Below are 24086 nucleotides of genomic sequence, written 5' to 3'. Positions count from 1 at the left end.
CGGCGACCGAATCGACTGGCACGCAGCCGAACACGACTCACCACCAATGGCGAACCAGTACGTCACCGCCGCAGAACACGTCCCCGAGGATGCGACAGGCGAGACAGTAACGACCCTCCAGCTACGCGACCCCGAAACGAAGGAAATCTTCGAGGCCCGCGTCCGTCTGTCCAGAACCGAACCACACCTCGAGGAGCCACACCCCCTCTCGGTCGTCAGCGGCCCCCACGAGACCACGACCGAACAGTGGTACGTCGAGTTCGTCGACCGCGCCGTCGACGAGACACTACTCGAGTCCCTTGCGTCCTCCCAGCGCGAGCGCTCGAACGTGCTCAACACGAGGTCAGACGATCTGAAGGTTCTTCTCGAGTATCTCGTCGAGACGGGACGCTACGAGTCCTCGTCGGCAGCCATCCGCGAACTGTTGTTCAGCCAGTTGGCCGAGCAAGAGCCGTCGTTGGTCGACGCGTACGACGAGATTCGCACCGAGTACGACTCCGATCCGTTGCGTGAGGCGCTCGAGCGGACGGCTGACAGGAACGAGCGCGCAGCCTCGAATACGGAGGCGGATGGGAATGGGAGTAGGGATGCGGGCAGCGATGCTGATACCGCGCCGACCACGACAACCCCGACTGACCGCGATCGCACCCATCCCTCCCGATGACGACCCCCGCAACGACGTTCCGTGAGTTTCTCACCGTACTCGAGAACGCCGGTACACTCACCGAAATCGAAACGCCAGTCTCCTGGGATCTCGAGGCGAGCGCGATCACGATGGCCGCGAACGCAATCGACGAGCGGATTCCGGTCTTCGAATCCGTCGAGGGGAACGAGACGGCTGCCCGCCTCGTCGGTGATCCCTACCGCGGTCCCCGCGGGCGGGAATTCGACCACCTCGCGCGGGCGTTCGCTCTGCCGAAGCCGGCGCGGCAGTCGGGGCCTGCCTACTACGCCCAGCTTATCGACCGACTCGAGAGCCAGCGCGAGCCGACCGTCGTCGAGCCAGAGACAGCGCCGTGCAAGGAGGTCGTTCGCACTCACACGGATGCTGGCAGCGATCCGGACCTACTCGAGTTCCCCTGGCCGTACATCCACCAGCAGGACGGCGGACGCTACGCGACCCTGACGACGCTGGTCGCACCTGATCCGGACGGCGAGTGGGGACGCTGGTCGCGCCACCGGGCGATGATTCACGGCGAGTCGCGAGCGAGCGTGTTGTTCCTCGCGGGCGAGCAGCTCCCGAATCGCTACTACTACGAGTACGAGCGCCGCGACGAGGCGATGCCGGTTGCCCTCACTCTGGGCGGGGGGCCGGCGGTTACCGCTGCCAGCGAGATGTGGATTCCCGTCGGCCGGAGCGAGGCGACGTTCGCCGGCGGGCTGCAGGAGTCGCCGGTCGAACTCGTTCCCTGCGAGACGAGCGACCTCCGTGTGCCGGCGTCGGCCGAGCTCGTCATCGAGGGGCGGATTCTTCCGGAGGAACGACTCGACGAGGGACCCTTTGGCGACTACTTCGGTTACGTGAACGGGCCGCGCCGTTCCATGCCGGTGCTCGCAGTCGACGCGATTACCCACCGTGAGCGGCCGTACCTTCCCTTCTGTGTGGAGGGGTCTGGCGTCGGCGACGCCAGCAACTCGACGAGTTCGCTGCAGGTCGCGGCCGCCGGACCGGACGCCACCCTTGGCCTGCGCGCCGCGGGCTACGACGTCGAGATGGCCGCGCCCTGGCCCTACACCGAGCGAACGGTCTGGGTGATTGCAACGGATCGGCCCTATCCGGGCGCGCTACACGAACTCGCGAACTTCATCTTCACCACCTGGGGGATGCTCCACATCGACTGCTTCGTCTTCGTCGACCGCGAGGTCAACCCGCTCGATTCGCGCGCAGTTGTAGAAGCGCTCGCGCTGCACGCCGATCCGGCGACGGACTTCCACCAGTTCGGCGTCGAGCGCATGCCAAAAGTGCCGCTCAACATCTACCAGACGCCCGACGAGAAGGGCAGCGCCGCCGTCGGCACGTCGAAGTCGAAGACCGCGAAGGCGTACATCGACGCGCTCTCGGACGGCGACCGGCCGACCCAGACTATCGGCAATCCCGAGGAGCGTCGGCGCGCACGCGATCTGCTCGCCGAGGCCGGTGTGTCCGGTGTGTCCGACGTGGCAGGCGTCGCTGCCGAAACCGACACGATGGGCGAACCGCACCACACGACCGACCGCAGCGACCAGTCCCGAACGAGTCGAACACAGCACCACCGATGACCGCCTTCCGCAAACACCTCGAGTTCCTCCACCGAACCGACGACTGTCGCACGCTCTCCCGGCCCACCGACTGCTCCCCGCAGGTCGTCGCCGCGGAGGCGCTTCGAGCGGGTGGCCACGCGATCGAGATAGAACCCGAAACCGGCCGCGAGGGTACATCCACCGTACCCACCGTACCCACCGCACCAACCGCACCAACCGCAACCACTGTCACCCTCGCAAGCGGCGTCTACGGCGGCATCGACCAATCTCGCGGCCAACGCACAACGGACTCCCGACACCGCCAGCGCTACCCCTGGACCCGACTCGGCATCGGACTCGGCATCGACCAGGACCCTGCCTACACCGACGTACTCGAGTCCCTCCTCGCGCTCGGCGAGCGCCGCGACGAGCGCGACGTGACCTACGTCGAGCGCGCTGCCGACGCGACGGCGCAGGATCTCCGGGAACTCGGACTCCCGACACCGCCGGACGAAGCCTGGCCGCGGTTTACCCTCGGACTGCTCTCGATCGGCACCGATCGAGGCTCCTACTGGGCACCGATTCACGGCACCGTCCTCGACGGCGACACCATCCGTGCCCGAGTGCCGGCAGCGGTCGCCGAGCGAGACCTCCTCGAGACGGGCACGTCGATCACCATTGCACTCGGTGTTCCCCCGGAAGCACTCGCGGCGACACACTTGCTCGCGATCACGGACCGACTCGAGACGCCGATCGAGGACCGCGGCGTCGGCGCGACGGTTCCCGTTATTCCCACCGCCGGCGGCGTGGTCCCAAGTTCCGCGGAGGTCGTCGTCGAGACCACCGTTGCCGACCGCCAGCCTGCAACGCAGTCCGAGAAACGCGAGTTCTGGGAGCGACTGGGTGGCGGAGCGACGCTGACACTCGAGTCCGACGCGATCTTCACTCGTGAGGAGCCGGTCGTGCCGTTCACGCCGCTGGGGGTGCCGCTGTCGGACGACCTGCAGCTTGCAGCCCTGTCGCTGTCGGCGACGCTGTTCAATCGGGTCAACAGCTACTGGGGTGTCGCGCCGGTTGACTGGCTGTTGTTGCCCGCGGAGGGGCGACTCGGACTCTGTCTCGTGGCTTCGGAGATTCTCTACGCCGGCTTCGAGTGGCAGCTTGCGAACCTGCTGTTCTCGCTCTCTGATTGCTTCGACAAGGTGCTCGTCGTCGACACCGAGATTAGCCCGCGAAATCTCGGCCGGGCACTCGGCGATAGCTGGGTCAAGGCCCACCCCTCGCGGGACTGGCTGGTGAGCGAGCCCGACGCGCCGAGCGCGCGGATGCCGACGTACGGCCGAGGCAGCAGTGGAGGTGCGGGCGAGAACACCCACGAAGACGGCGGCGAGACCGGTGCACGCCTCTACGTCGACGCCACCTGGGACCCGCGCTGGACGGACGAGTACATCGCACCCAGAGTCTCGTTCGACGAGTCGTACCCGCCAGAACTCCGCGAGGCAGTTCGGGACTCGTGGACGGAGTTCGGATTCGAGCCCGAATCGATGGCCAACGTCGGCGACGAGTCCGAGTCGGCGGAGTGACGAGTTGGGAATTATAGTAACAACTGCAACTAGTTACACACTGATCGCCAGCCTGCTCGGCGATCAGGTGTGCAGTGACTTGCAGTGGCTACTATAGCAACAACGGGTGTGTTTCTGGACGAAAGGCCTTGCTGAAACCCTCGATCGGTGATAGGTTTCAGCAGGCGTGCTGAATAGAGAGCATGGATGCAGCACAGAAGTTGCCTGACAGAATCAAGGAAAAGTTGTTTTGCTTCACGGAGAATGCATCTGGTGCGTTCGTGAGTACGTCAATTCCCCAGACGGCCACCAATTTCTATGCCAAGTGTTGACGGAATGACAATGTTGAAGAACCCAAGTAGCATTCCCAATATTCCCAGAAGAACAATCGCTACGCCAGTCGGTTCTGCTCTATCACTATACAGTCGGAAACCAAAATACCCCGCTACAGGCCCGAACACAATCGGTAAATAGTAGACAGCAATCACCGCACTAATCAGACCAGAAGCGATATAGGCTCGCTCTCTGGGAGAAGACGTGCTGTGATGAGACTCAGACATATGTATAACTATACTATCACAAAAGCATATATCTTCTGTTTAACTGGCTCTGTACTGAACAATCTCTAAACTCGCAAATCGCGTCGAATCTCGTGGGACATTCGCGCTTTGTATTCAGCACGCTTCTCTTATCAGGGAGTGAGGGGCTCGACAGAGTCGGACGAAAGGGACTCGAGTACCGACCAGTAGGTACTGAACTGGTCACGCTCGGTACTGGTGTATACGAAACTGTTTACGCAAGTGGGCGTCGGGTTAGTGACCTTGTTGTTGTATCGAACAGGTTGGTTCCCCCAGCTAACCGCGCAAAAGTTACCGGAATAGTTATTGGGGATGGGGAAACCGCTTCGGTGTATGCCATCGCGCGGCAACCGACTGGTTCACGTCCCGCGAACTGGGTGGTCGCGCGAGGTCAGTCACGACGTGTCGACGACCCAACTATCGGGTGGGGACACGGATACCGGTGCACGACGATACGCAGACTACAGACTATGAACTTCGAATCTACACAGGAACGCGATCTGATCCGACAGACGGCGGCCGACGTGGCCGCGGAGTACGGCCCCGAGCACTGGCGCGAGAAGGAAGAAGCCGGCGAGTTCTCCGAGGCCTTCTGGGACGAACTCGCCGAGGCGGGCTTTCACGGCCTGCTGATCCCCGAGGAGTACGAGGGCGCTGGCATGGGAATGCAGGAGATGGGCCTCGCCATGGAGACCCTCTGTGCGGAGGGCTGTGGCATGGCGGGCACCTGGTACCTCGTGCTCACCGCGGGGATGGCCGCGGTCGGCATCCGCGAGTACGGCACCGAGTCCCAGAAGGAGACCTATTTGCCGGACATCGCGAACGGGAAGCGCAACTTCTCGATCGGCATCACGGAGCCTGAAGCGGGGACGAACACGCTGAACGTGGCGACGAAGGCAGAGAAGGACGGGGACGAGTACGTTCTCAACGGCCAGAAGGCCTGGATCACGTTCTCGGATCGCGCCGAGAACATGATCATCGTCACGCGGACGACTCCGCGGGAGGAAGTCGACCGCGGCACAGACGGCATCAGCCTGTTCATCGTCGATATGGACGACTCGAACATCGACGTCTCGCCGATCGACAAACACGGCATCAACTACTCGAAGTCCTGCGAGGTCTTCCTGGAGAACGTCCGCGTTCCCGAGGAGAACATGCTCGGTGACGAGGGCGACGGCTGGTGGGTCCTGGTCGACATGCTCAATCCCGAGCGAATCGGCTTCGCCGCGGCTGGAACGGGAATCGGCAAACTCGCTGCGAACACGGCTATCGAGTACGCAAACGAGCGCGAGGTGTTCGACGCGCCGATCGGCTCCCACCAGGGTGTCTCGTTCCCGATCGCGAAACCCTACGCGAAGATGGAGACCGCCACGCTCATGCGCGAGAAGGCGGCCTGGCTCTACGATCAGGGCGAGGACTGTGCCTACGAGACCAACGTCGCGAAGGCGACCGCCGTGTCAGCCGGCATTGAGGCCGTCAAGCAGTCGATGCAGGCCTTCGGCGGCTGGGGGTACGCCACCGAGTACGACGTCGAGCGCTGGTGGCGCGAGATCAACCTGACCCGGCTCGCCCCGGTCTCCCAGCAGATGGCGTACAATCACATCAGCCAGCAGCTCGGGTTCCCCAAGTCCTACTGAGTGATCACAATGTTCGACAAACTACTCGTTGCCAACCGCGGCGAAATCGCCGTGCGCGTCATGCAGGCCTGTGAGGAACTGGGTATCGACACCGTCGCCATCTACAGCGACGCGGACCGGAACGCGGGCCACGTCGAGTACGCCGACGAGGCGTACAACGTCGGCCCCGCACCCGCGAGCGACTCCTACCTCGATCAGGAGACGATCATCGACGTCGCCGACCGCGCGGGTGCCGACGCGATCCACCCCGGCTACGGCTTCCTCGCGGAGAACGCCACGTTCGCCGCCCGTGTCGAGGATGCCGAGGGAGTCACCTGGGTCGGCCCACCGAGCGAGGCCATGGAAGCCCTCGGCGAGAAGACGACGGCCCGACAGGTCATGCAGGAGGCCGACGTGCCGGTCGTCCCCGGCACGACTGATCCCGTCGACTCCGCCGACGAAGTCCGCGAACTCGGCGAGGAGTACGGCTATCCCGTCGCGATCAAGGCAGCCGGCGGCGGTGGCGGTCGCGGTATGAAGATCGTCCGCAGCGCCGAGGAGGCCGACGACGCCTTCGAGAGCGCAAAACGCGAGGGCGAGGCCTACTTCGACGACGACACGGTCTACGTCGAGAAGTATCTCGAGTCCCCCAAGCACGTCGAGGTGCAGATCCTGGCGGACGAACACGACACCGTGCTCCACCTGGGCGAACGCGACTGCTCGCTGCAACGCCGGCACCAGAAGGTCATCGAGGAAGCGCCGAGTCCAGCACTGGACGACTCACTGCGCGAGTCGATCGGCGAGGCAGCACGCCGCGGGGTCCGCGAGGCAGGCTATACGAACGCCGGCACCGTCGAGTTCCTCGTCGAGGACGGCGAGTTCTACTTCATGGAGGTCAACACCCGGATTCAGGTCGAGCACACCGTCTCCGAGGAGGTGACGGGAATCGATATCGTCCGGGAACAGCTTCGCATCGCGGCAGGCGAGGAACTCCCCTACGCACAGGACGACATCTCGATCGAGGGCCACGCCATCGAGTTCCGGATCAACGCCGAGAACCCTGCGAAGGAGTTCGCGCCGACACCAGGGACACTGGAAACCTACAACCCGCCGAGCGGCCTCGGCGTTCGCCTCGACGACGCGGTCTCCCAGGGCGACGAGATAGCGGGCGACTACGACTCGATGATCGCGAAACTGATCGTTCGCGCACCGACGCGCGAGCGTTGTCTCGACCGCTCACAGCGCGCACTCGCCCACTTCGACATCTCGGGTCCCGAAACCATCGTGCCGTTCCACCGACTCATGCTCACAGACGAGGTCTTCCGCGCAGGCGAGCACACGACGGCCTACCTCGACCACGAAGTGAGCCAGGACGAACTCGCCGACGCAGTCGAGCGCTGGGGCTCGGGTGTAGCGAGCGGCGGCGCAAGCGGTGACGACGCGAGCGAGCACGAACTTACCGTCGAAGTCGACGGCCGCCGATTCGACGTACTGGTCGAAGACGGCCTGCCGCGGGCGGCCAGCAACGGCGGCACAGCCGCTGGTGAGTCGTCAGGATCGGGTGGTGGGTCTGGCGCTACCGAACAGGTTGCGGCCGGCGACGCGGTCACGGCCGAGATGCAAGGCACCGTGCTCTCGATCAACGTCGAACCGGGCGACGAAATCGCCAGCGGGGACGTGGTCTGCGTCCTCGAGGCGATGAAGATGGAAAATGACGTGGTCGCGCCGGGGACTGGAACCGTCGCCTCGGTTCCCGTTTCCGAGGGCGATTCGGTCGATATGGGCGATCCGCTGGTCGTACTGGAGTGAGCTGAAACGATGACGATAGACCTCAAACTCAGGATTTCGGACGCGGCGGCACAGGACGAGAGCGAAGTGCAGGCGGTCGCCTCGGCGCTCGCCGAGCACTTCGGCGAGGATGTCGAACTGTACACGCAGTCGGGTGAGGACCTGCTCGCGAGCGCGTCAGCGCCCACCGGTGCGGCGAGTGGCGGTAGTGGTGGCAGTGGCGCTGCCGGCTCCGGATCTGGTTCGGGCTCCGGACCAGTCCAGAGCGCCGGCCGAAGCCGCGACCGCAGCAGGGCAGCGGACGACCTCGGGCCAACCGAGCGCGAGGAACTGCTCCGTGAGGAGATTGAAGAGATACTCGAGGGCGGCCCCGAGAAGTACAAGGAGCGACTCCCCGACCAGGGGAAGCTGTTCGTCCGCGACCGACTGGATCTCTGGTTCGGTGACGACGGCGGGACGGATGAGGGGAGTTCAGACAGCGAGGCGGGCGGGAGCGAGAGCGGGAATACCATCAAGTTCGAGGACGGCAAGTTCGCCAACTTCGACGCCGAGGACGACCTGCCGGCGGATGGCCTCATCACCGGCGCGGCGGAGTTCGAGGGGCGTGACCTCCACTTCATGGCCAACGACTTCACCGTCAAGGCGGGCTCGATGGCCGAGAAGGGCGTCGAGAAGTTTCTGCGGATGCAACAGCGGGCGCTCAAGACCGGCCGCCCCGTCCTCTACCTGATGGACTCCTCGGGCGGCCGCATCGACCAGCAGACCGGCTTCTTCGCTAACCGCGAAGGCATCGGGAAGTACTACTACAACCACTCGATGCTTTCCGGGCGCGTCCCACAGATCTGCGTGCTCTACGGCCCGTGTATCGCCGGCGCGGCCTACACGCCCGTCTTCGCGGACTTCACGATCATGGTCCGGGACGTGAGCGCGATGGCCATCGCCTCGCCCCGGATGGTCGAGATGGTCACCGGCGAGAACATCGACCTGCAGGACCTCGGTGGCCCAGACGTTCACGCCCAGCACTCGGGTAGCGCGGATCTGATCGCCGAGGACGAAGAACACGCCCGCGAACTCGTCGCGAAGCTGATCAGCTACCTGCCGGACAACAGCGACGAGAAGCCGCCCCAAACTGCGGGAACAGCGCCGCGGCTCTCACCCGAGGGCATCGACGCCGTCGTTCCGCAGGAACCGAACCGCGGCTACGACATGTTCAACGTCATCGAGCGCGTCGTCGACGCCGACTCGGTACTCGAACTGCGGCCGGAGTACGGCAAGGAGATCATCACCGCCTTCGCGCGAATCGACGGCCGGCCGGTCGGCATCGTGGCCAACCAGCCGAACCACCGCGCGGGCGCAATCTTCCCCGACGCGGCCGAGAAGGCCGCCGAGTTCATCTGGACCTGCGACGCCTACGACGTGCCGTTGCTATACCTCTGTGACACGCCGGGGTTCATGGCCGGCTCACAGGTCGAGAAGGACGGCATCTTAGAGCAGGGCAAGAAGATGATCTACGCGACCTCCTCGGCGACAGTCCCGAAGCAGTCGGTAGTCGTCCGCAAGGCCTACGGCGCGGGCATCTACGCGATGTCCGGCCCGGCCTACGATCCGGAGAGCGTCATCGGCCTGCCGAGCGGCGAAATCGCGATCATGGGCCCCGAGGCCGCGATCAACGCAGTCTACGCGAACCGACTCGCGGACATCGACGATCTCGAGGAGCGCGCCGAGCGAGAACAGGAACTGCGCGAGGAGTACCGCGAAGATATCGACATCCACCGGATGGCCAGCGAGGTCGTCGTCGACGAGATCGTCCCGCCGAGTTCGCTGCGCGAGGAACTCGAGAACCGCTTCGAATTCTACGAGACGGTCGAAAAGGATATTCCGGACAAGAAGCACGGGACGATTCTCTGAGCCTGGCTGTCGAGCGCACCCAAACCGGGTGCTGTTTTGGTTCTGGCCTCCGAACCGGCGTCCATGGCTGATCCACTGATCCGAACCAGCGACGAGATTGAGTACGAGGCCGTCGACGCTGCGGACGGACTCGAGAAGGGCGTGCTGATCGCGGACGACCACGGCGCGCCGAACTTCGCGATCCGGCGGTTCGTCCTCGAGTCGGGAGCCGAGGTTCCGGAGCACACGAACGCGGTCGAACACGAGCAGTACGTCCTCGAGGGCGCGTACACCGTCGGCATCGACGATGAGGAGTACGAGGTCGAGGCGGGCGACTCGCTGCTCATTCCTGCGGGAACGGTCCACTGGTACCGAAACGAGGGCGACGAAGACGGTGCGTTCCTCTGTGCGGTCCCGAACGGCGACGACGAGATCGAACTACTCGAGTGAGGCGGGCGACTGTCCATTGGTTCCGTACACTGTGCCTGATTGGGGGTCGGCGAAACGGAGCAGTGGATGAAGTGTGACAGATTGCGCTCATGAGCTTCTGTCTCGACACGATACCCGGATCCTACAGAAGAGGGGTACTCAGTCAGGGTCCTCTGAAATGTCCACCTGCGAAGAGCGCAACGGTTCGAACGTTTCACATCCACAATCACAGCCTTGCGGTCGACCAATCGGCAGGGCACGATCACTGATCGTGGTTTTGCCCGCATACATCCGTCCACACGACTGACAGACAACCATCAGTTTGTCTTCTCCACTCACTATAGGAACTGTCGTCGGTACGTGAATAAACGAATTGTGTGAATTTCGAGCCTATTTATATACTATGGTTGTCACGGTCGTCTGCTGTCTGCCATTTGGGGAGGGGTGCCCAAACGGTTCGCTGCTGGCACCGCCTGGTTACCAGTGTTCACTCAAACCAGACGTTCCGCTTACCGCTCCTGTTTTCCAGGATTATTTCAAACTCTGTTCTGTGAAACATCCTATGCTTTCAAGAGTGATCGCTTCCCTTGGTATGATAAGCCATGGATTGGCAGACTGCAGAGCGAGAGTTCTCGAGCGACGTACTGGGAGGGGAACCACTGGGGCAGCTGTTCGAGGCGTCGGTCGAGCGGAATCCGAACGCGGTCGCCCAGCAGTATCAGGGCGGAATCTACGACCGTAGTTTGGCGGGGACGGCGTTCGAACCCGCCCCACACGGCGACTACGCGAGTCTTACCTATACCGAGATGGCCGAGATTGTCCGGCCGCTGGCGACCGGCTTTCGAGAACTCGGCGTCGAGGGGGGCGATCGGGTCGGCATCTTCGCCCAGACGCGCATGGAGTGGGCACAGACTGACTTCGCGCTGCTTGCCGCCGGCGCAGTCGTCACGACGGTCTACAAGAACTCCTCGACGGAGAAAGCCAGGTATTTGCTCGACGATCCTGACGCGGAGGGTGTCGTCGTCGAAAATGCGGACGTGTTAGAGCGCGTGCTGGAAGTCGAGGACGAACTCGATCTGGAGTTCATCGTCTCGATGGACGAGTTAGACGGCGAATACGCAGACGCTGAGACGGAGATTTACACGCTCGCGGACGTCTACGAGATCGGCGAGGAGCGACACGATCCGGACGCCTACCAGGAGTGGCTCGAGGAGCGTGATCTCGACGATCTGGCGAGTATCATCTACACGAGCGGGACGACGGGCAAGCCGAAGGGTGTCATGCTCACCCACGGAAACTTCCGGACGAACGTCAACCAGGTCTATCGGCGGTACGGGCCGCGGCCGGACAAGGACGACGACGTGCCGACGATCGACCAGGACAGCACGCTGGTCTCCTACCTGCCGCTGGCGCACGTCTTCGAGCGGACGGCGGGACACTTCCTGCTGTTCGCTGCGGGCGCGACCGTCGCCTACGCGGAGAGTTCGGATACGCTGAAGGAGGATTTCCAGGCCGTCCAGCCGACTGGTGCGACGAGTGTGCCACGCGTCTACGAGAAAATTTACGACACGATCCGCGAGCAAGCGACGGAGTCTCCGGTCAAAGAGCGTATCTTCAACTGGGCGACCGACGTGAGCCGCGAGTACTACCGTGCGGACGATCCGGGGCCGGTTCTGGAATTCAAGCTCTCGGTTGCGGACAAACTCGTGTTCAGCAAGGTCAAGGAAGCGCTCGGCGGGAACATCGAGATGCTCGTCAGCGGCGGTGGCAGCCTCTCGCCGGAGCTCTGCCAGCTCTACCACGGCATGGGACTGCCGATTTTCGAGGGGTACGGCCTGACCGAGACCTCGCCGGTCGTCACGACGAATCCGCCCGAGGAGCCGAAGATCGGTACCGTCGGCCCGGCGATCGTCGACTGCGACGTGACCGTCGACGACTCGATCGTCCCGGACGGCGACGCTGCGAGCACGCCCGGCGAGACGGGTGAACTCCTCGTCCGCGGGCCGAACGTGACCCAGGGCTACTGGAATAAGCCCGAGGCGACGGATCGGGCGTTCACTGAGCACGCACCGGGTGTAGACGAAGACGATGACGGTGAGGACAAAGGCAAGTGGTTCCGTACCGGCGACATCGTCACGATCCGCCCCGACGGCTACATCGAGTTCCACGAGCGCACGAAACAGCTCGTCGTGCTCTCGACCGGGAAGAACGTCGCGCCAGCGCCGATCGAGGACGCCTTCGCCTCGAAGGAACTCGTCGAACAGTGTATGGTCGTCGGCGACAGCGAGAAGTTCGTCGGCGCGCTCCTCGTGCCGAACATCGACGCGATCGAGCGCGCGGCCGCAGACGAGGGCGTCGCGCTCCCGGAGAATCCGTCCGACATCTGCGATCACGAGTGGGTTCGCGACCAGATCGACCAGGTGGTCGACACAGTCAACGAGGACTTCGAGTCCCACGAGACGATCAAGGAGTACCGGCTCGTTCCGATCGAGTTCACGGAGGAGAACGATCTGCTCACCCCGACGATGAAGAAGAAGCGCCGCGCGATCCTCGATGCGTTCGACGACGAGATCGAGTCGATCTACGCGGAGGACTCGGCCGAGCAAGCACCCGAAGCCTGAGGCGGGGTGCTGTAACGAGTCCCCAGCACGACCGCTGCTGGGGAGTTTTGATTTTCGCCTGCAGGATATATTGGTTAGCCAGCAACGCTGAGACCAGAAGACAGACAAGCCCCCCATCCAAGCATCAGCCACCGATGGTCCTCCACCGCTGGGCGTATCGCACGAGTGCAGATGCCCTCCACCCCGGCACGACCGTTCGCTACTACTACCGAACCGGCGACTCCCTCGCTACCGTTACAGAGCGCACCGAGCGCTACGTTACGTTCATCGGTGAGGAGTGCAACGGCCGGTTCACGCACGACCAGATCGACCGCCTGATTCGAGACGGGCGACTCGAGGTCGTCCTCGACGACACCGACCACCTGCCACCGGCAGGCGAAGGAATGTTTGACCTAGCTTCGAAAAGCACACAGGATACTGCCTAAAGCAGAAGAATAGTACATCGACGTCGACTCATGGTCAAATAGCCACAGTCGCAGAACCGGTATCATTTTGCCGGAGCGCGTACCACGGTACCGTGTATGAAACACGTCCGGGGACCACTGTGTACGATCGACGTCGGCGAACAAACAGTCGAAACTGAATCGATCGACGAGGTTCTCGAATCGTCGATCGGCGGCCGCGCGCTCGGGACATCCCTCGCCCACGAGCGCATCCCGTTCGACGCCGACCCGCTCGGGCCGGAAAATCGTCTCTACTTCGCGACTGGCCCGCTCCAGCACTCGACGATGAGCTTCACGGGTCGCATGTCAGCCACCGGCGTCTCGCCGCTGACCGACGGCCTGCTCTCCTCGAACGCGGGCGGCTTCCTCTCGCGGAACTTCACCGGTACCGGCTACAGTGCCGTCGAAATCACCGGCTCGAGCGACGACCTCGTTATCGTTCACGTGACTGACGAGGGCGTCGAGTTCGAGGACGTATCCGATCTCGCGGAGGCCACCGTGCCAGAAACCTGTTCGTACATCGAGGACGAACACGGGTTGGACGCAGAACACACGGTCGTGATCGGACCCAGTGGTGAGAACGAGGTTCGTTTCGCCTCGATTATGACGTCCGAGGAGCGCGCGTTCGGCCGCGGCGGCCTCGGTGCCGTCCTCGGGTCGAAGAACGTCAAGGCGATCACCTTCGAGGGCGACTCCACCCACGAGGTCGAGATCCCGCCACTGCAGATGGACGTCCACCGCGAGGCCGCCCAGTCTGACCACATCATGAAGCGACAGGGCACCTCCTCGATGACCGAATACGCGAACACCGTCGAGGCCCTGCCGACGCGGTACTTCTCGGAACTCTCATTCGAGGGCGCCGAAGGCATCAACGGCGACCGTGTCGAGGAGAAAAAGTACAAGAAGGGGACCTGCTCGGCCTGTGCGTTCGCCTGCAAGCTCCCGACGAAGGACGAGGAGGCCGGATTCGAAACGGAAGGCCCCGAATACGAGACCGTCATGGCGTTCGGCTCGAACTCCGGCGTCGACGACATCGTCGACGTCATGAAGTCGAACAAGCTCTGTGACGAACTCGGACTGGACACGATCTCCGCCGGCGACGTCGTCGCCGCCTACCTCGCCAGCGAAGACGAATTCGGCAACGTCGACCTCATCCACGAAACCGTCGAGGAGATTGCCCACCGCGAGGGCATCGGCGACGACCTCGCCGAAGGCATCGACCGCGTTCACGATGACCTCGGCGTCGACAACTGGAGTGTCAAAGGGATGGAGTTCCCAGCCCACGACGGCCGCACGCTGAACGGACAGGGCCTCTCCTTTGCCACCTCGAACCGCGGCGCTGACCACATGTACGCCGAGTTCTACCCCTACGAGTACCCACTCGTCGACGCCGAGAAGGCTTTCAGCAAGGACGGACTCGAGGACAAGCCACCGAAAATCATCGAACTCGAGAACATCAACGCGATCAAGGACAGCGCCGTCCTCTGTAAGTTCTCTCGTGATTTCATGACCAACGAGCGCATGGAGACGCTGCTCGATGCCGACTACGAGGAACTGCTCGCACTCGGTGGTGAAACCGTCGCCCTCGAGCGCCACTTCAACAACCAGCGCGGCTTCGACCGCGAGGACGACAGTCTGCCGTACGACGTCCCCGGCTTCGAGCAGGGACTCGACGAGTACTACGAGGAACGCGGCTGGAACGAGGACGGCACGGTCCCAGCGAGTGCACTCGAGTCGAGTGGCTCTGACGCGGCACCGGCTGACGACTGAGGGGGTGTGGCTGCGGTTCGATTTCGGTTCGCATTCCGAGCCAGTTCCGATTGTACGAGAGTGTGGCCAGTGAGGAACGCGTGCTCCGAGCGTGACCAACCAGACGGGAGCGGTGCTCGATCGGAGCGATGTCTGTCACTCCCAGCGTGAGCTCGAGCGGTCGTTCTCGGCCTCTCTGCTGTTTCTCTGGTCGCTGTCGTTGCTCGGAACGCTGTTGTGGTCTGTGGTGCTCTCGCCGTTACGATCACGGTCGCTACCGACACCGCCTTCCTGTTCGTCCTCCGGTGACAGGCGATTGTCGCCGCGAGATCGAATCGGGGTGTCGTCCGCTCGCGAGGGATGAATATTGAAGTTGTGACCACGATACGGGTCCGTCTCCGGATCGTAGTCGAGTTCGCTGCGCTCGAAGAGATAGATGAAGAAGCCAAAGAGCGGGATGAAGAACGTGATCGCCGCCCATTTCATCGGCGGCTCGAGTCCAACGTTGCCGGCGTCGTAATAGGTGAACGCCGTCAGCCCAATGTGCCAGGCGAGTGGGATCCCGACGACGATAGCCAGGAGCAGCAGGTCCATTGGTGGTGCTACGTGCCCGAGGATTGTAAGTCGACTGCTCGGGCGTGGTGAAAACTACCGCAACCCCGTGAAACCGTGTCCGCAGTTATAGTAACAACTGCAACTAGTTACACACTGATCGCCGAGCAGGCTGGCGATCAGGTGTGCAGTGACTTGCAGTGGCTACTATAGTTCACGTCGAACTCGATCGCTGCGCCCTGGCACAACCACCTTTTGTCTCGCTCGCGACTACACCGCTCGCTCGTAAAATCTGGACCAAAAGCCCTATCGACCGCTCTAGTTCACGTCGAACTCGATCGCTGCGCCCTGGCACAACCACCTTTTGTCTCGCTCGCGACTACACCGCTCGCTCGTAAAATCTGGACCAAAAGCCCTATCGACCGCTCTAGTTCACGTCGAACTCGATCGCTGCACCCTGGCACAACCACCTTTTGTCTCGCTCGCGACTACACCGCTCGCTCGCAAAATCTGGACCAAAAGCCCTATCGACCGCTCTAGTTCACGTCGAACTCGATCGCTGCACCCTGGCCGAAGCCGACACAGAGCGTCGCCAGTCCGAGGCCGCCGCCGCGCTTCTGGAGTTCGTGGATCAGCGTCACGGGGAGGCGCGCGCCGGAGGCACCCAGCGGGTGACCGATGGCGATTGCGCCGCCGTTGACGTTGAAAATGTCGGGATCGATGCCGAGTTCGTCACGCGAATAGAGCGACTGGCTGGCAAAAGCCTCGTTGAGTTCGACGAGGTCGTACTCGTCGATGTCGCGGCCGTTGCGCTCAAGCAGACCACGCGTCGCGGGCACCGGACCGATACCCATCACGGTCGGGTCGACACCGGCGACGTTGTTCATGCCGACTTCGGCCATAATCTCGAGGTCGTTCTCCTCGGCGAATGCCTTGCTGGTGATGAGCAGCGCGGACGCGCCGTCGGAGATCTGGGAGGCGTTGCCGGGCGTGACGGTGCCGTCGGACTTGAAGACGGTCGGCAGCTCGCCGAGCTTCTCGGCGGTCGTGCCTGGGCGGAGACCTTCGTCTTCCTCGACGGTGCCGTCCTCGGTTTCGATCGGGACGATTTCGTCGTCGAAGCGGCCTTCCTCGGTTGCCTCGACGGCGCGCTGCTGGCTCTGGGCGGCGTACTCGTCCTGCTCCTCGCGGCTGACGCCGTACTCCTCGGAGACCTTCTCGGCGGTCATCCCCATCTGGAGTTCGCCCATGTTGTACAGTTCGGCCATCTTGGGGTGGACGTTGTGCGTGTTCTGCCCCATCGCGACGCGGCTCATGCTCTCGACACCGCCCGCGATGACAGCGTCGCGGTTGCCGGCGGCGATAGCGTCCGAGGCGGAGATGACGGCCTGCATCGAGGAGGCACACCATCGGTTGATCGTCGTCGCGGGAGTGTGCTCGCCGAGTTCGGAGAGCAAGGCGATGACGCGAGCGACGTTGTTGCCCTGTTCGTCGCGCTGCTGTGCACAGCCCCACATCAGGTCGTCGACATCCTCGCCGGAGAGACCGGTTTCGGACAGGATTTCGTCGATCAGCGGGACCGAGAGGTCCTCACTACGGAGATCAGCGTACACGCCGTCCTCCTTGCCCTGTGGTGTCCGCACGGCCTTCACTACGACTGGCGTCTGTGACATACCGTATCGAAGACGCTTAACAAACTTAAATCCGGGAGAACTCACGAGGATGCGAGGAGAGTTTACTGAGACGAGATCCAGTCACGCGAAACCGGCAGTCGGCCATAACGATGATTTGATCCCATTCAGAACAGCCAGTCGATGAAACAGGTTGAATCATGTGAACGGGGGACACCCCCATGAGCGAACCGAAGTCGACTCGGAGAACGCTGTTTCAACTGGCCGGGGCAGGACTGGTCTCAGCGGCCAGTCTAGCTTCGAATACGGCTGGTGCGACGAGCGATCCGGACGCATCACTCGTCTTCGACGAACAGACATCCGATGGCACTTCGATCACCATCGCTGAAGCGAGTTCCTCGGTCGATGGCATGCTAGCAGCTCGTAGCGACGAAACCGGAGAGTTCGGACGAACGACAATCGAGGCCGGCACGACAATCGAGGACCTGACACTCGAGTTCAGCGAGCCGATCGGCGATGATGGGGAGATCGATATTGCTGTCAGTATCTACGACGGCGAGACCAGGCAGGGGATTGCTCGTGAGGTTGCGACGGTCACCTTCGAAGACACAGTCGATGTCGTCCCCGGGGTGGACGAACGGTTCGTCGAAGCGGATCCATCGTCCGGGTTCAACTATCCGTACTACCTACGTGCCGGATCAACTTGCCGACGACGAAGCGCCGCCCGTGCTCGTCGAACCGACAGTCCCTACACCGACGACATGGGTTCGGCGGACGGCGGTGCGAGTAGAATCAAAAAGCGTCCCCGAACCAAGAACCCTTATCTCGAGCCTGCAGAAATAGGCGCGCATGGACGAGGACGGCCCGAAAGTCAGCACGGAGTCGGACCGATCGACCGGGACCAACGCCGACGCCGACAGTGACGGTGAATCAGCGGGGGACCAATCACAAACCGTCGCCGAAAGTTCGCCTACGGAGCAATCGAGCAGCGAGGACCAAGCACGAGCGGGCGACGACACTGACCCACTACCGAACGTCCCGGACACCGAACCCGAAGAGTCCGATGTCCCCGAAGACGTCCAGAAGTACGCCCGTTTCAAGAAGATGGACGGCGCGCAGTACGACCGAGTCAACGAGTTCCTGCGCGATCGAACCTACATCACCGCCCGCGAGTGGGCCATCGCGCGGCTCTGTTCTGACTTCCGGACCGAAACCGGCGTCGAGATGACCAAAATCGGCGAGAATCTGCCCGAACTCGTGCCGTTCATGACCGACACCTACACGCCCCAGGCAGTCAACCAGGCCCGTTCCTCCTTCGAAGACAAGGTCCGAACCGCCGGCGCAACCTTCCTCTACGGCGCGATGTGTGACTTCTTCACCGCCGAAGAACTCGACGACGTGATGTACGAGTCCACCGAAGTCGCAAAATTCCTGCTGGAGGTCGAGGGCGTCGACCTCTCCGTCGAGGACGAACTCGAGGCCGAAGAACGAATCTCCAGTGTGATGCGCGAGGTTCGCGAGGCAAGCGAGGAATTGCGCGAACAGGAAGGAACAGGAGAAGACGAGGCGGAGTAACGGAAGACGCAGCCGAAGCAGAGTAGCGGAGACCCCACGCAGTGCGAATGCAGGGACTACCCGCAAACGGAAGCGACCGTTGCACCGAGCAAAATCGTCCAGAGTGGTAGTAACCATCGGAAAACACCGTTTCTGAATCGGGACTGTCCGGTAGCTGACTCGATACTAACCGTCCTCCTGTGAGAGCGAGTCGTGCATGACATCCCACGCAGCAGACGACGGGACCAGCGACACCGACGAGAGCCGCGACCGATGCGAGACTGTAACCACTGGTGAGTCTTCTGATGCCGATACCAGCGCAAACTCGAGTGCTCCGCCAGCAGCGGATAACCTGGGTCAGAACCAGAGCCAGAACCAGAACCACAATCAGAACCAGAACCACAATCAGAACCAAAACCAGGACCTGAGCCCGAACCTGAGTCGCAGACAAACGATACGCGCAAGTGGCGTTCTGGGAGCGCTCGGACTGGGTGGAATCGTAGGAGGACTCGAGTTCGGAACAAACGTCGGTGCAGCACAGACACCGGACACAATGCAGTGTGGTCGGCCGGATGACGTAGTTCATCTCGACTACGACGAGTACGACGAGTGGAACGACGTCTATCGCCTGTCGAACGGCGATCCGGCGGCGCTCGACCTCGTCGCTGATCCGACCGCTTCCGGGAACCGGGCGCTGCAGATGCGCATGCAGGAGGGTGGGCACTGGGGTGCGAGCACGCACTACGATTTCTCGGACGGCCTGTTCGAACTCACCGGGCGCGTCCGGTTCGCACTCGATACGGGCTGGGAAATGACAGGCCGGTATCCGGCGAACTGCCGGCTCTGGAACTGTGCGATGGCGCTCGGCGAAGGGAGCGCCGGTGGCGGGAGGCCTGACGGGACGAACGGCTGGAGTAATCGCCTCTACATCACCAACCAGGGGTCTGACCCCGACGGCCCGTTCTATCTGCTCTCGCACACGTACCATCTGGATCAGAACCAGGACCACGATTTCGTCATGGAGGGTGAGCCGTACGCGCTCGGCCAGCCCGAGCTCGTCCTCGGGAACTGGTACGAGTTCGAGTACTACGTCTGTGTGAACACCGTGACCGACGGCGCGGCGAATCCGGACGGGATCGTTCGCTACTGGCTCGACGACGACCTCGTCTACGAGCGCGAGGATCTTCGGTTCACGACGGACCACGCGGACAACATCATCGATTCGAACGGTCCCGCGGGGCACTACGGCGGCCAGTACACCGCACCGCAGAATCTCTATGCCTACTACGACGACCACTCGATGGCGTTGAACGGGGCGTTCGAGTTCGAACCATGTTGAATCAGTCTGAACCTGACTGAACCTGACTGAACCTGTCTGAAGCAGTCGTCACTCACCTGGCGAGAACTCCCACGACTGCACGTCCGACTTCGAGAGAAACAGCGACGGATCGTCGTGCGAAAACGTCACCCACGGGTCCGTCTCGTCCGCATCGGTCGCCCGAACGTGGAGCAGCAATTGCTCCTCGAGGAGTGCCGTCTCGAAGACTGTTTTCGCTTCGGGGAGGGTGTAAGTCACCGGGACGAACACAGCGATCGAGTTGTCGGCGTCGCGTTCGACGGCGAGTGCGAAGCGACGGCTGTCGTCGTGAGTGGTGCCATCCTCGTCGACCGGTAGATAGTACACCTCCGCGTCGCCGAACGTCGCCTCCGAATCCGCGACGTGCGCTTCAACCTGCTCGAACGTCTCTCGATCGATGCTAACGTTGAGCCCGAAACGCTCCTCGGCCTCGCTCGGTGAGACCGACGATGGCTCGAGAACGACCGACTCCCAGCCGTCGTCGTCGTACTCCGCGGCGATTGCGTTCGCGTCGGTGAGCAGTTCCGTCCACCGGTCGTCGGCTGTGGGTGCGTCGTTCCTCATCGCGATCCCTCCGCGGTTCCGCCGCTACGCTGTAGAATCATCGTTGCGTCGGTGTGCATACTCGAGGCCGACGGGCCGAAGCCCGAAAACAGTACCTTTCGCTTTTCGCTTTTCGCTCGTCGCTCTCACTCATTCACACACCCGCTCTCGCACTCCCACCCACTCACACACCCGCTCTCGCACACCAAATGCCACTCCCCCCTCACATCGATCTGTCGTCTACCACATCGGCATCCGGTTGCTGTGCCGCCGGACCACCGTTGGACTGACCGCTATCTGCCGGATCACCATCGCCCTCGACCGGCACAGACTCGACAGTGACGGCCTCCGAGTCGACATCGCCGACAAGTTCGTCCTCGAACCGCGCACGGACAACAGCCGGCTCCGCCTCGCCACCGACCGCTGCAATCGACCCCACCGAGTCGGGGTCGAACGCAATCCCGAGCGCGCTGTAGACCGACTCGAGTACCGTTCCAATCAGCTCGCGGTTATCGACGAGCACGATTCCTGCCGTGACGGCGGCGTCCTGCCGAACGCGCTGGGCGAGGCCGACGAGTTTGCCGAGTGATGGTTCCGCGTCGGCGGTGAGCCCGGCTGAGACAGAGTGCGAGCCGGGACAGAACGCATCCGCCGGCTCGCCGCGCTCGGCGTCGACACCCAATTCGGAGAGTGCCCGCTCCGTCGCGTTCGTGGTTCGTTCGTAGCGCGCGTCGGTCCCGCGCCGGAAGTCGTCGACCGGGTCAGCGCGCGCGAACGCAATCGATGTCTCGCCGTCGTAGGCGACCGCGCGGCCACCGACCGCCCGCTCGATCGGTGCGAATCCGTGCTCGCGTGCGGCCTCGTAAGCCTCGTCGTACCCCTCTTGCCTGCGATCACGCCGGCCGAAGGCGACCTGTCGGTGCGGTCGCCAGACCCGAACTGCGGGTTCGCCGTTGGCGGCGAACTCGAGTAGCGACTCGCTTGCCCGCCGGTCTGCGTCGATCGTGTCGGCGCGGCCGCGAAGCACTCGCATACCAGTGACATTTGTGTCGACGCACCTAAACGCTCTCGCTGCGAGTCGTCGGTACAGTTGTGATCGATCTGACGGACACGGACGCGGTACCGCTCTCGGCGGCAGCACTGGCACCGTACGCCCGCTTCTCGCTGTACAACTCGCCGTATCCGGCCCACGACGCAGGGTGTGCGATCGACCTCTATCCCGGGACGTTGCGCGACGGCCGAACGACCGCCGCACCGAGCCCCGTCGCCGGCACCGTCCGCGAGACGCGAACGGTCCGCGCACCGCCGAAATCATACGCGCCAGAACACGACTACCTCATCCTGATCGACTGCGACGGCCCCGATGCCTGCGCGGGGCTGACAGCCCGAATCCTCCACGTCGACCCCGCCGTCGAGGCCGGCGACCGCGTCGAACCGGGTGACTCGCTCGGCTCACTCGTCCGCGCCGGCTTCTTCGCGCCGTGGGTCGACAACCACCTCCACGTCGGCTTTCGAACACCGGAGCAGAACCCGTACCGTGCGTCGGGGTCAATTCCGATCGACCTCACAGACGACGTCCGCCCGCGGCCACTCGCATGGGACGGGACGGGAACCGTCGTCGCGACCGGCGAAACGTACGCCGTCCTCGACGCGCCGACACACCCGAATCCGGGCACGGAATTCGTCGGTGTCGGAGCCGACGGCAACGACACGAGCGGCGTCCTCGACGGCGGGCTCCCGCATTACGACGGCGGCGGTGTGTACTCGAGTACCCGGCTTCCGTCACCGATTTCGCTGAACGGGGACGAACTCGGCTCGGTCGCAGACGACGGCCGCTCGATCACGTGGAACGATGTGGTGGTCATGGCGAACGGCGATCCGATTACAGGACTCTCGCTATTTTGTGCGCGAGATGCGGATTTCGGTGCGAAACTGATCTGCCCGGATCGGGCATTCGAAGAGGGCGAGCAGGTACAGGTCCGCGTTCGAAGGCAATAGCGGAGTAACGGTGGCGGAACAGACTCGCTGAGTCAGTCCTCGATTGTCTCACCGTCGACGACACGACCCAGAAACAGCGGCGTCTCGGTCGGCTGGTCACGGATGTAGAAGAGAAACGGCCGGTTGAGCACCAGTTCGACCTGATTCGTTGGAGCCGAAACCGGCATCGTGACGGCCGTCGCCGCGGCGGCTTCGGTTCCCTCCTCGTCCACCTCGACGAAACTCTGGTGGACGATATCGCCGATGAAGAGGTCACTCGTCTCACCGTCAACCATCCCGCTGAAATCTGCGCTGGTGGTGAATGCTCGCTGCATCCCGAGGTCTTGCATGATTTCGACGAGACTGAACTTCGACTCGATACCGAACTTCGGCATCGCGAGGTCGACCTGTGAGGCCGAGGCATCGTCGAGCATCGCCGCGAGGACGTCCACCGAGAACGACTCCTCGAAGGACTCGAACTCGTCCTCTGCGGGGAAGATAATGACCATGCTCGTCTCCTCGTTGGCGTAGGGAAGTTCGACGAACTGGTGACCATCGTGCTCGGCGTAGCGCAGTTGGGCGGTCTGGTGCATCATCTCGACCTCGGTCTCGGCACCAGCAAGCCCGGTGAACGTCTCCGGCTCGGTGTTCGCAGGGTCGAAATCGTGCTTCCAGGCCGCGAGGAAGTAAACCGCGTTCGTCAGCACGAGCCGCGTCGAGGCGTCCACCGAGCCCTGAGGCAGAAGGTCCTCGATGCGGTCGTTCGTCCGTTCCTCGACCCAGGTGTTGATCTCCTCTCGCGCTGCTTCGGGACTGCCCGAGAAGTCCACGAGGTGCTCGCCGGCCCCGTAGTAGGCATCGAGGAGGTCGAAGTACGCGTCGTCGAACGGATGATCCTCAGCCGCCCAGACGGCGTTGGCACTCGAGAGCTGGAAGCCCAGCTCGTCCTCGCTGTCGTCCACGTCTTCGTTCTCGGTAGCGCCGTCGTCATCTCCATCCGAATCAGCCCGCGGCTGGTCGACTTCCTCCCCGTCTTCGTTTCGCCGATCGAACTCGGACTCGAGTGCACCGAAGGCTGCGTGGAGAGTCGCGTCATCGGATCCGGTTGCTGTCGACCAGTCGTCGCCACTTCCCGGCAGATCGTACCGCAGTGCCTCGCGCATCTCGTCGGCCGTCTCACCGCGCGCACCGGCGTAGGTCATCGCCAGCGCCACGGAGACGCTGTACGGGGAGAAAAAGAGATTCTCATCCGGTCGGTCCGCTCGGAGCTGCGAAAGTAGGTCGAGCGAGAACGCAACGTTGTGTCGAATCTGTGCTGCGAGCAGGTCGTCCTCGAGGTCGGGATCAGTGACGAACTCGAGTTCAGGAAACTCGCCGTCGAAGTCGATATCGGAGTCGGACCCACCTGTCTCGCCGTCGGGTTCGGTTCCGTTCGAATCCCCGTTTCCGGCCTCGTCTTCCGAATCGGGAGCCGTCCCTGTACAGCCGGCCATCCCCGCGAGAAAGGCACCGGAGAGGGCGAGCATCGTCCGCCGATCGGTGTGACCCTGTGACATATACGATACAACGAACTGGGATA

General features: G+C 63.0%; 20 protein-coding genes. 14 read left to right on the top strand and 6 right to left on the bottom strand.

Going from position 1 to position 24086, the window contains the following annotated elements; all coding sequences use genetic code 11:
* The first annotated feature begins 46 nt into the window (after positions 1-46).
* From NMAG_RS10170 to NMAG_RS10160, 3 genes are read left to right on the top strand one after another with little or no spacing between them, the layout of a single operon-like run.
* On the top strand, positions 47-664 hold the full coding sequence (locus tag NMAG_RS10170; RefSeq protein ID WP_004267331.1) for a hypothetical protein: 618 nt from the start codon (positions 47-49) through the stop codon (positions 662-664).
* A complete protein-coding gene (locus NMAG_RS10165; RefSeq protein WP_004267332.1) occupies positions 661-2259 on the top strand; it encodes a UbiD family decarboxylase in 1599 nt (532 codons plus the stop codon). Before NMAG_RS10170 ends, NMAG_RS10165 begins: the two co-directional genes overlap by 4 nt.
* Entirely contained in the window at positions 2256-3803 is a 1548-nt protein-coding gene (locus tag NMAG_RS10160; protein WP_004267333.1) for a UbiD family decarboxylase, read from the top strand. The genes NMAG_RS10165 and NMAG_RS10160 overlap by 4 nt, the downstream gene beginning before the upstream one ends.
* Before the next feature lie 269 nt (positions 3804-4072).
* On the opposite strand, the gene NMAG_RS20930 is transcribed toward NMAG_RS10160, so the two are convergent.
* Positions 4073-4342 carry a hypothetical protein gene (locus NMAG_RS20930; RefSeq protein ID WP_004267334.1) on the bottom strand — a complete coding sequence of 90 codons (270 nt, stop codon included), beginning with the start codon at positions 4340-4342 and terminating at the stop codon, positions 4073-4075.
* Positions 4343-4830: 488 nt separating this feature from the next.
* Between NMAG_RS20930 and NMAG_RS10155 the strand changes: the two genes are divergently transcribed.
* From NMAG_RS10155 to NMAG_RS10125, 7 genes are all read left to right on the top strand, one after another.
* Positions 4831-5997, top strand: coding sequence for an acyl-CoA dehydrogenase family protein (locus NMAG_RS10155; protein ID WP_004267335.1), 1167 nt, complete (start codon positions 4831-4833; stop codon positions 5995-5997).
* A 9-nt stretch (positions 5998-6006) separates the two neighbouring features.
* Positions 6007-7785 (top strand): acetyl/propionyl/methylcrotonyl-CoA carboxylase subunit alpha, encoded by a 1779-nt coding sequence (locus NMAG_RS10150; protein ID WP_012996635.1) that lies wholly within the window; start codon positions 6007-6009, stop codon positions 7783-7785.
* 9 nt (positions 7786-7794) lie between these two features.
* The gene (locus NMAG_RS10145) at positions 7795-9672 is read left to right on the top strand and encodes an acyl-CoA carboxylase subunit beta (RefSeq protein ID WP_004267336.1); all 1878 of its coding nucleotides are present in this window, start codon (positions 7795-7797) and stop codon (positions 9670-9672) included.
* Positions 9673-9735: 63 nt separating this feature from the next.
* Positions 9736-10101, top strand: a complete 366-nt coding sequence (locus NMAG_RS10140; RefSeq protein WP_004267337.1) for a cupin domain-containing protein — start codon at positions 9736-9738, stop codon at positions 10099-10101.
* A gap of 581 nt (positions 10102-10682) precedes the next feature.
* Positions 10683-12701, top strand: a complete 2019-nt coding sequence (locus NMAG_RS10135) for an AMP-dependent synthetase/ligase (RefSeq protein ID WP_004267338.1) — start codon at positions 10683-10685, stop codon at positions 12699-12701.
* Positions 12702-12835: 134 nt separating this feature from the next.
* Positions 12836-13126: a hypothetical protein gene (locus tag NMAG_RS10130; protein ID WP_004267339.1), complete on the top strand. Its 291-nt coding sequence runs from the start codon at positions 12836-12838 to the stop codon at positions 13124-13126.
* Between the two features lie 96 nt (positions 13127-13222).
* Complete coding sequence (locus tag NMAG_RS10125) at positions 13223-14914, top strand: aldehyde ferredoxin oxidoreductase family protein (RefSeq protein WP_004267340.1); 1692 nt, start codon at positions 13223-13225, stop codon at positions 14912-14914.
* A 135-nt stretch (positions 14915-15049) separates the two neighbouring features.
* Here NMAG_RS10125 and NMAG_RS10120 read toward each other — a convergent pair whose 3' ends face one another.
* Entirely contained in the window at positions 15050-15487 is a 438-nt protein-coding gene (locus NMAG_RS10120; protein ID WP_004267341.1) for a PLD nuclease N-terminal domain-containing protein, read from the bottom strand.
* A gap of 494 nt (positions 15488-15981) precedes the next feature.
* Positions 15982-17118: a thiolase family protein gene (locus NMAG_RS10115; protein ID WP_004267342.1), complete on the bottom strand. Its 1137-nt coding sequence runs from the start codon at positions 17116-17118 to the stop codon at positions 15982-15984.
* A 179-nt stretch (positions 17119-17297) separates the two neighbouring features.
* Here NMAG_RS10115 and NMAG_RS10110 point away from each other — a divergent pair, with 179 nt between their 5' ends.
* From NMAG_RS10110 to NMAG_RS10100, 3 genes are all read left to right on the top strand, one after another.
* The gene (locus NMAG_RS10110; RefSeq protein WP_004267343.1) at positions 17298-17999 is read left to right on the top strand and encodes a hypothetical protein; all 702 of its coding nucleotides are present in this window, start codon (positions 17298-17300) and stop codon (positions 17997-17999) included.
* The gene (locus NMAG_RS10105) at positions 17926-18651 is read left to right on the top strand and encodes a DUF5806 family protein (protein ID WP_004267344.1); all 726 of its coding nucleotides are present in this window, start codon (positions 17926-17928) and stop codon (positions 18649-18651) included. Before NMAG_RS10110 ends, NMAG_RS10105 begins: the two co-directional genes overlap by 74 nt.
* Before the next feature lie 196 nt (positions 18652-18847).
* Positions 18848-19969 carry a hypothetical protein gene (locus tag NMAG_RS10100; protein ID WP_004267345.1) on the top strand — a complete coding sequence of 374 codons (1122 nt, stop codon included), beginning with the start codon at positions 18848-18850 and terminating at the stop codon, positions 19967-19969.
* A 48-nt stretch (positions 19970-20017) separates the two neighbouring features.
* Here the strand turns inward: NMAG_RS10100 and NMAG_RS10095 are convergent, their stop codons facing one another.
* A complete protein-coding gene (locus NMAG_RS10095) occupies positions 20018-20551 on the bottom strand; it encodes a DUF7529 family protein (RefSeq protein ID WP_004267346.1) in 534 nt (177 codons plus the stop codon).
* Between the two features lie 202 nt (positions 20552-20753).
* On the bottom strand, positions 20754-21563 hold the full coding sequence (locus NMAG_RS10090) for a lipoate--protein ligase family protein (RefSeq protein ID WP_004267347.1): 810 nt from the start codon (positions 21561-21563) through the stop codon (positions 20754-20756).
* A 59-nt stretch (positions 21564-21622) separates the two neighbouring features.
* Between NMAG_RS10090 and NMAG_RS10085 the strand changes: the two genes are divergently transcribed.
* Positions 21623-22528, top strand: a complete 906-nt coding sequence (locus NMAG_RS10085) for a hypothetical protein (RefSeq protein WP_004267348.1) — start codon at positions 21623-21625, stop codon at positions 22526-22528.
* A 32-nt stretch (positions 22529-22560) separates the two neighbouring features.
* Here NMAG_RS10085 and NMAG_RS10080 read toward each other — a convergent pair whose 3' ends face one another.
* A complete protein-coding gene (locus NMAG_RS10080) occupies positions 22561-24063 on the bottom strand; it encodes a serpin family protein (protein ID WP_012996634.1) in 1503 nt (500 codons plus the stop codon).
* Between the last annotated feature and the right edge of the window lie 23 nt (positions 24064-24086).

Origin of the sequence: Natrialba magadii ATCC 43099, assembly GCF_000025625.1 — an archaeon.
Lineage (GTDB): Archaea > Halobacteriota > Halobacteria > Halobacteriales > Natrialbaceae > Natrialba > Natrialba magadii.
This window is presented reverse-complemented; position numbering and strand designations above follow the sequence as displayed.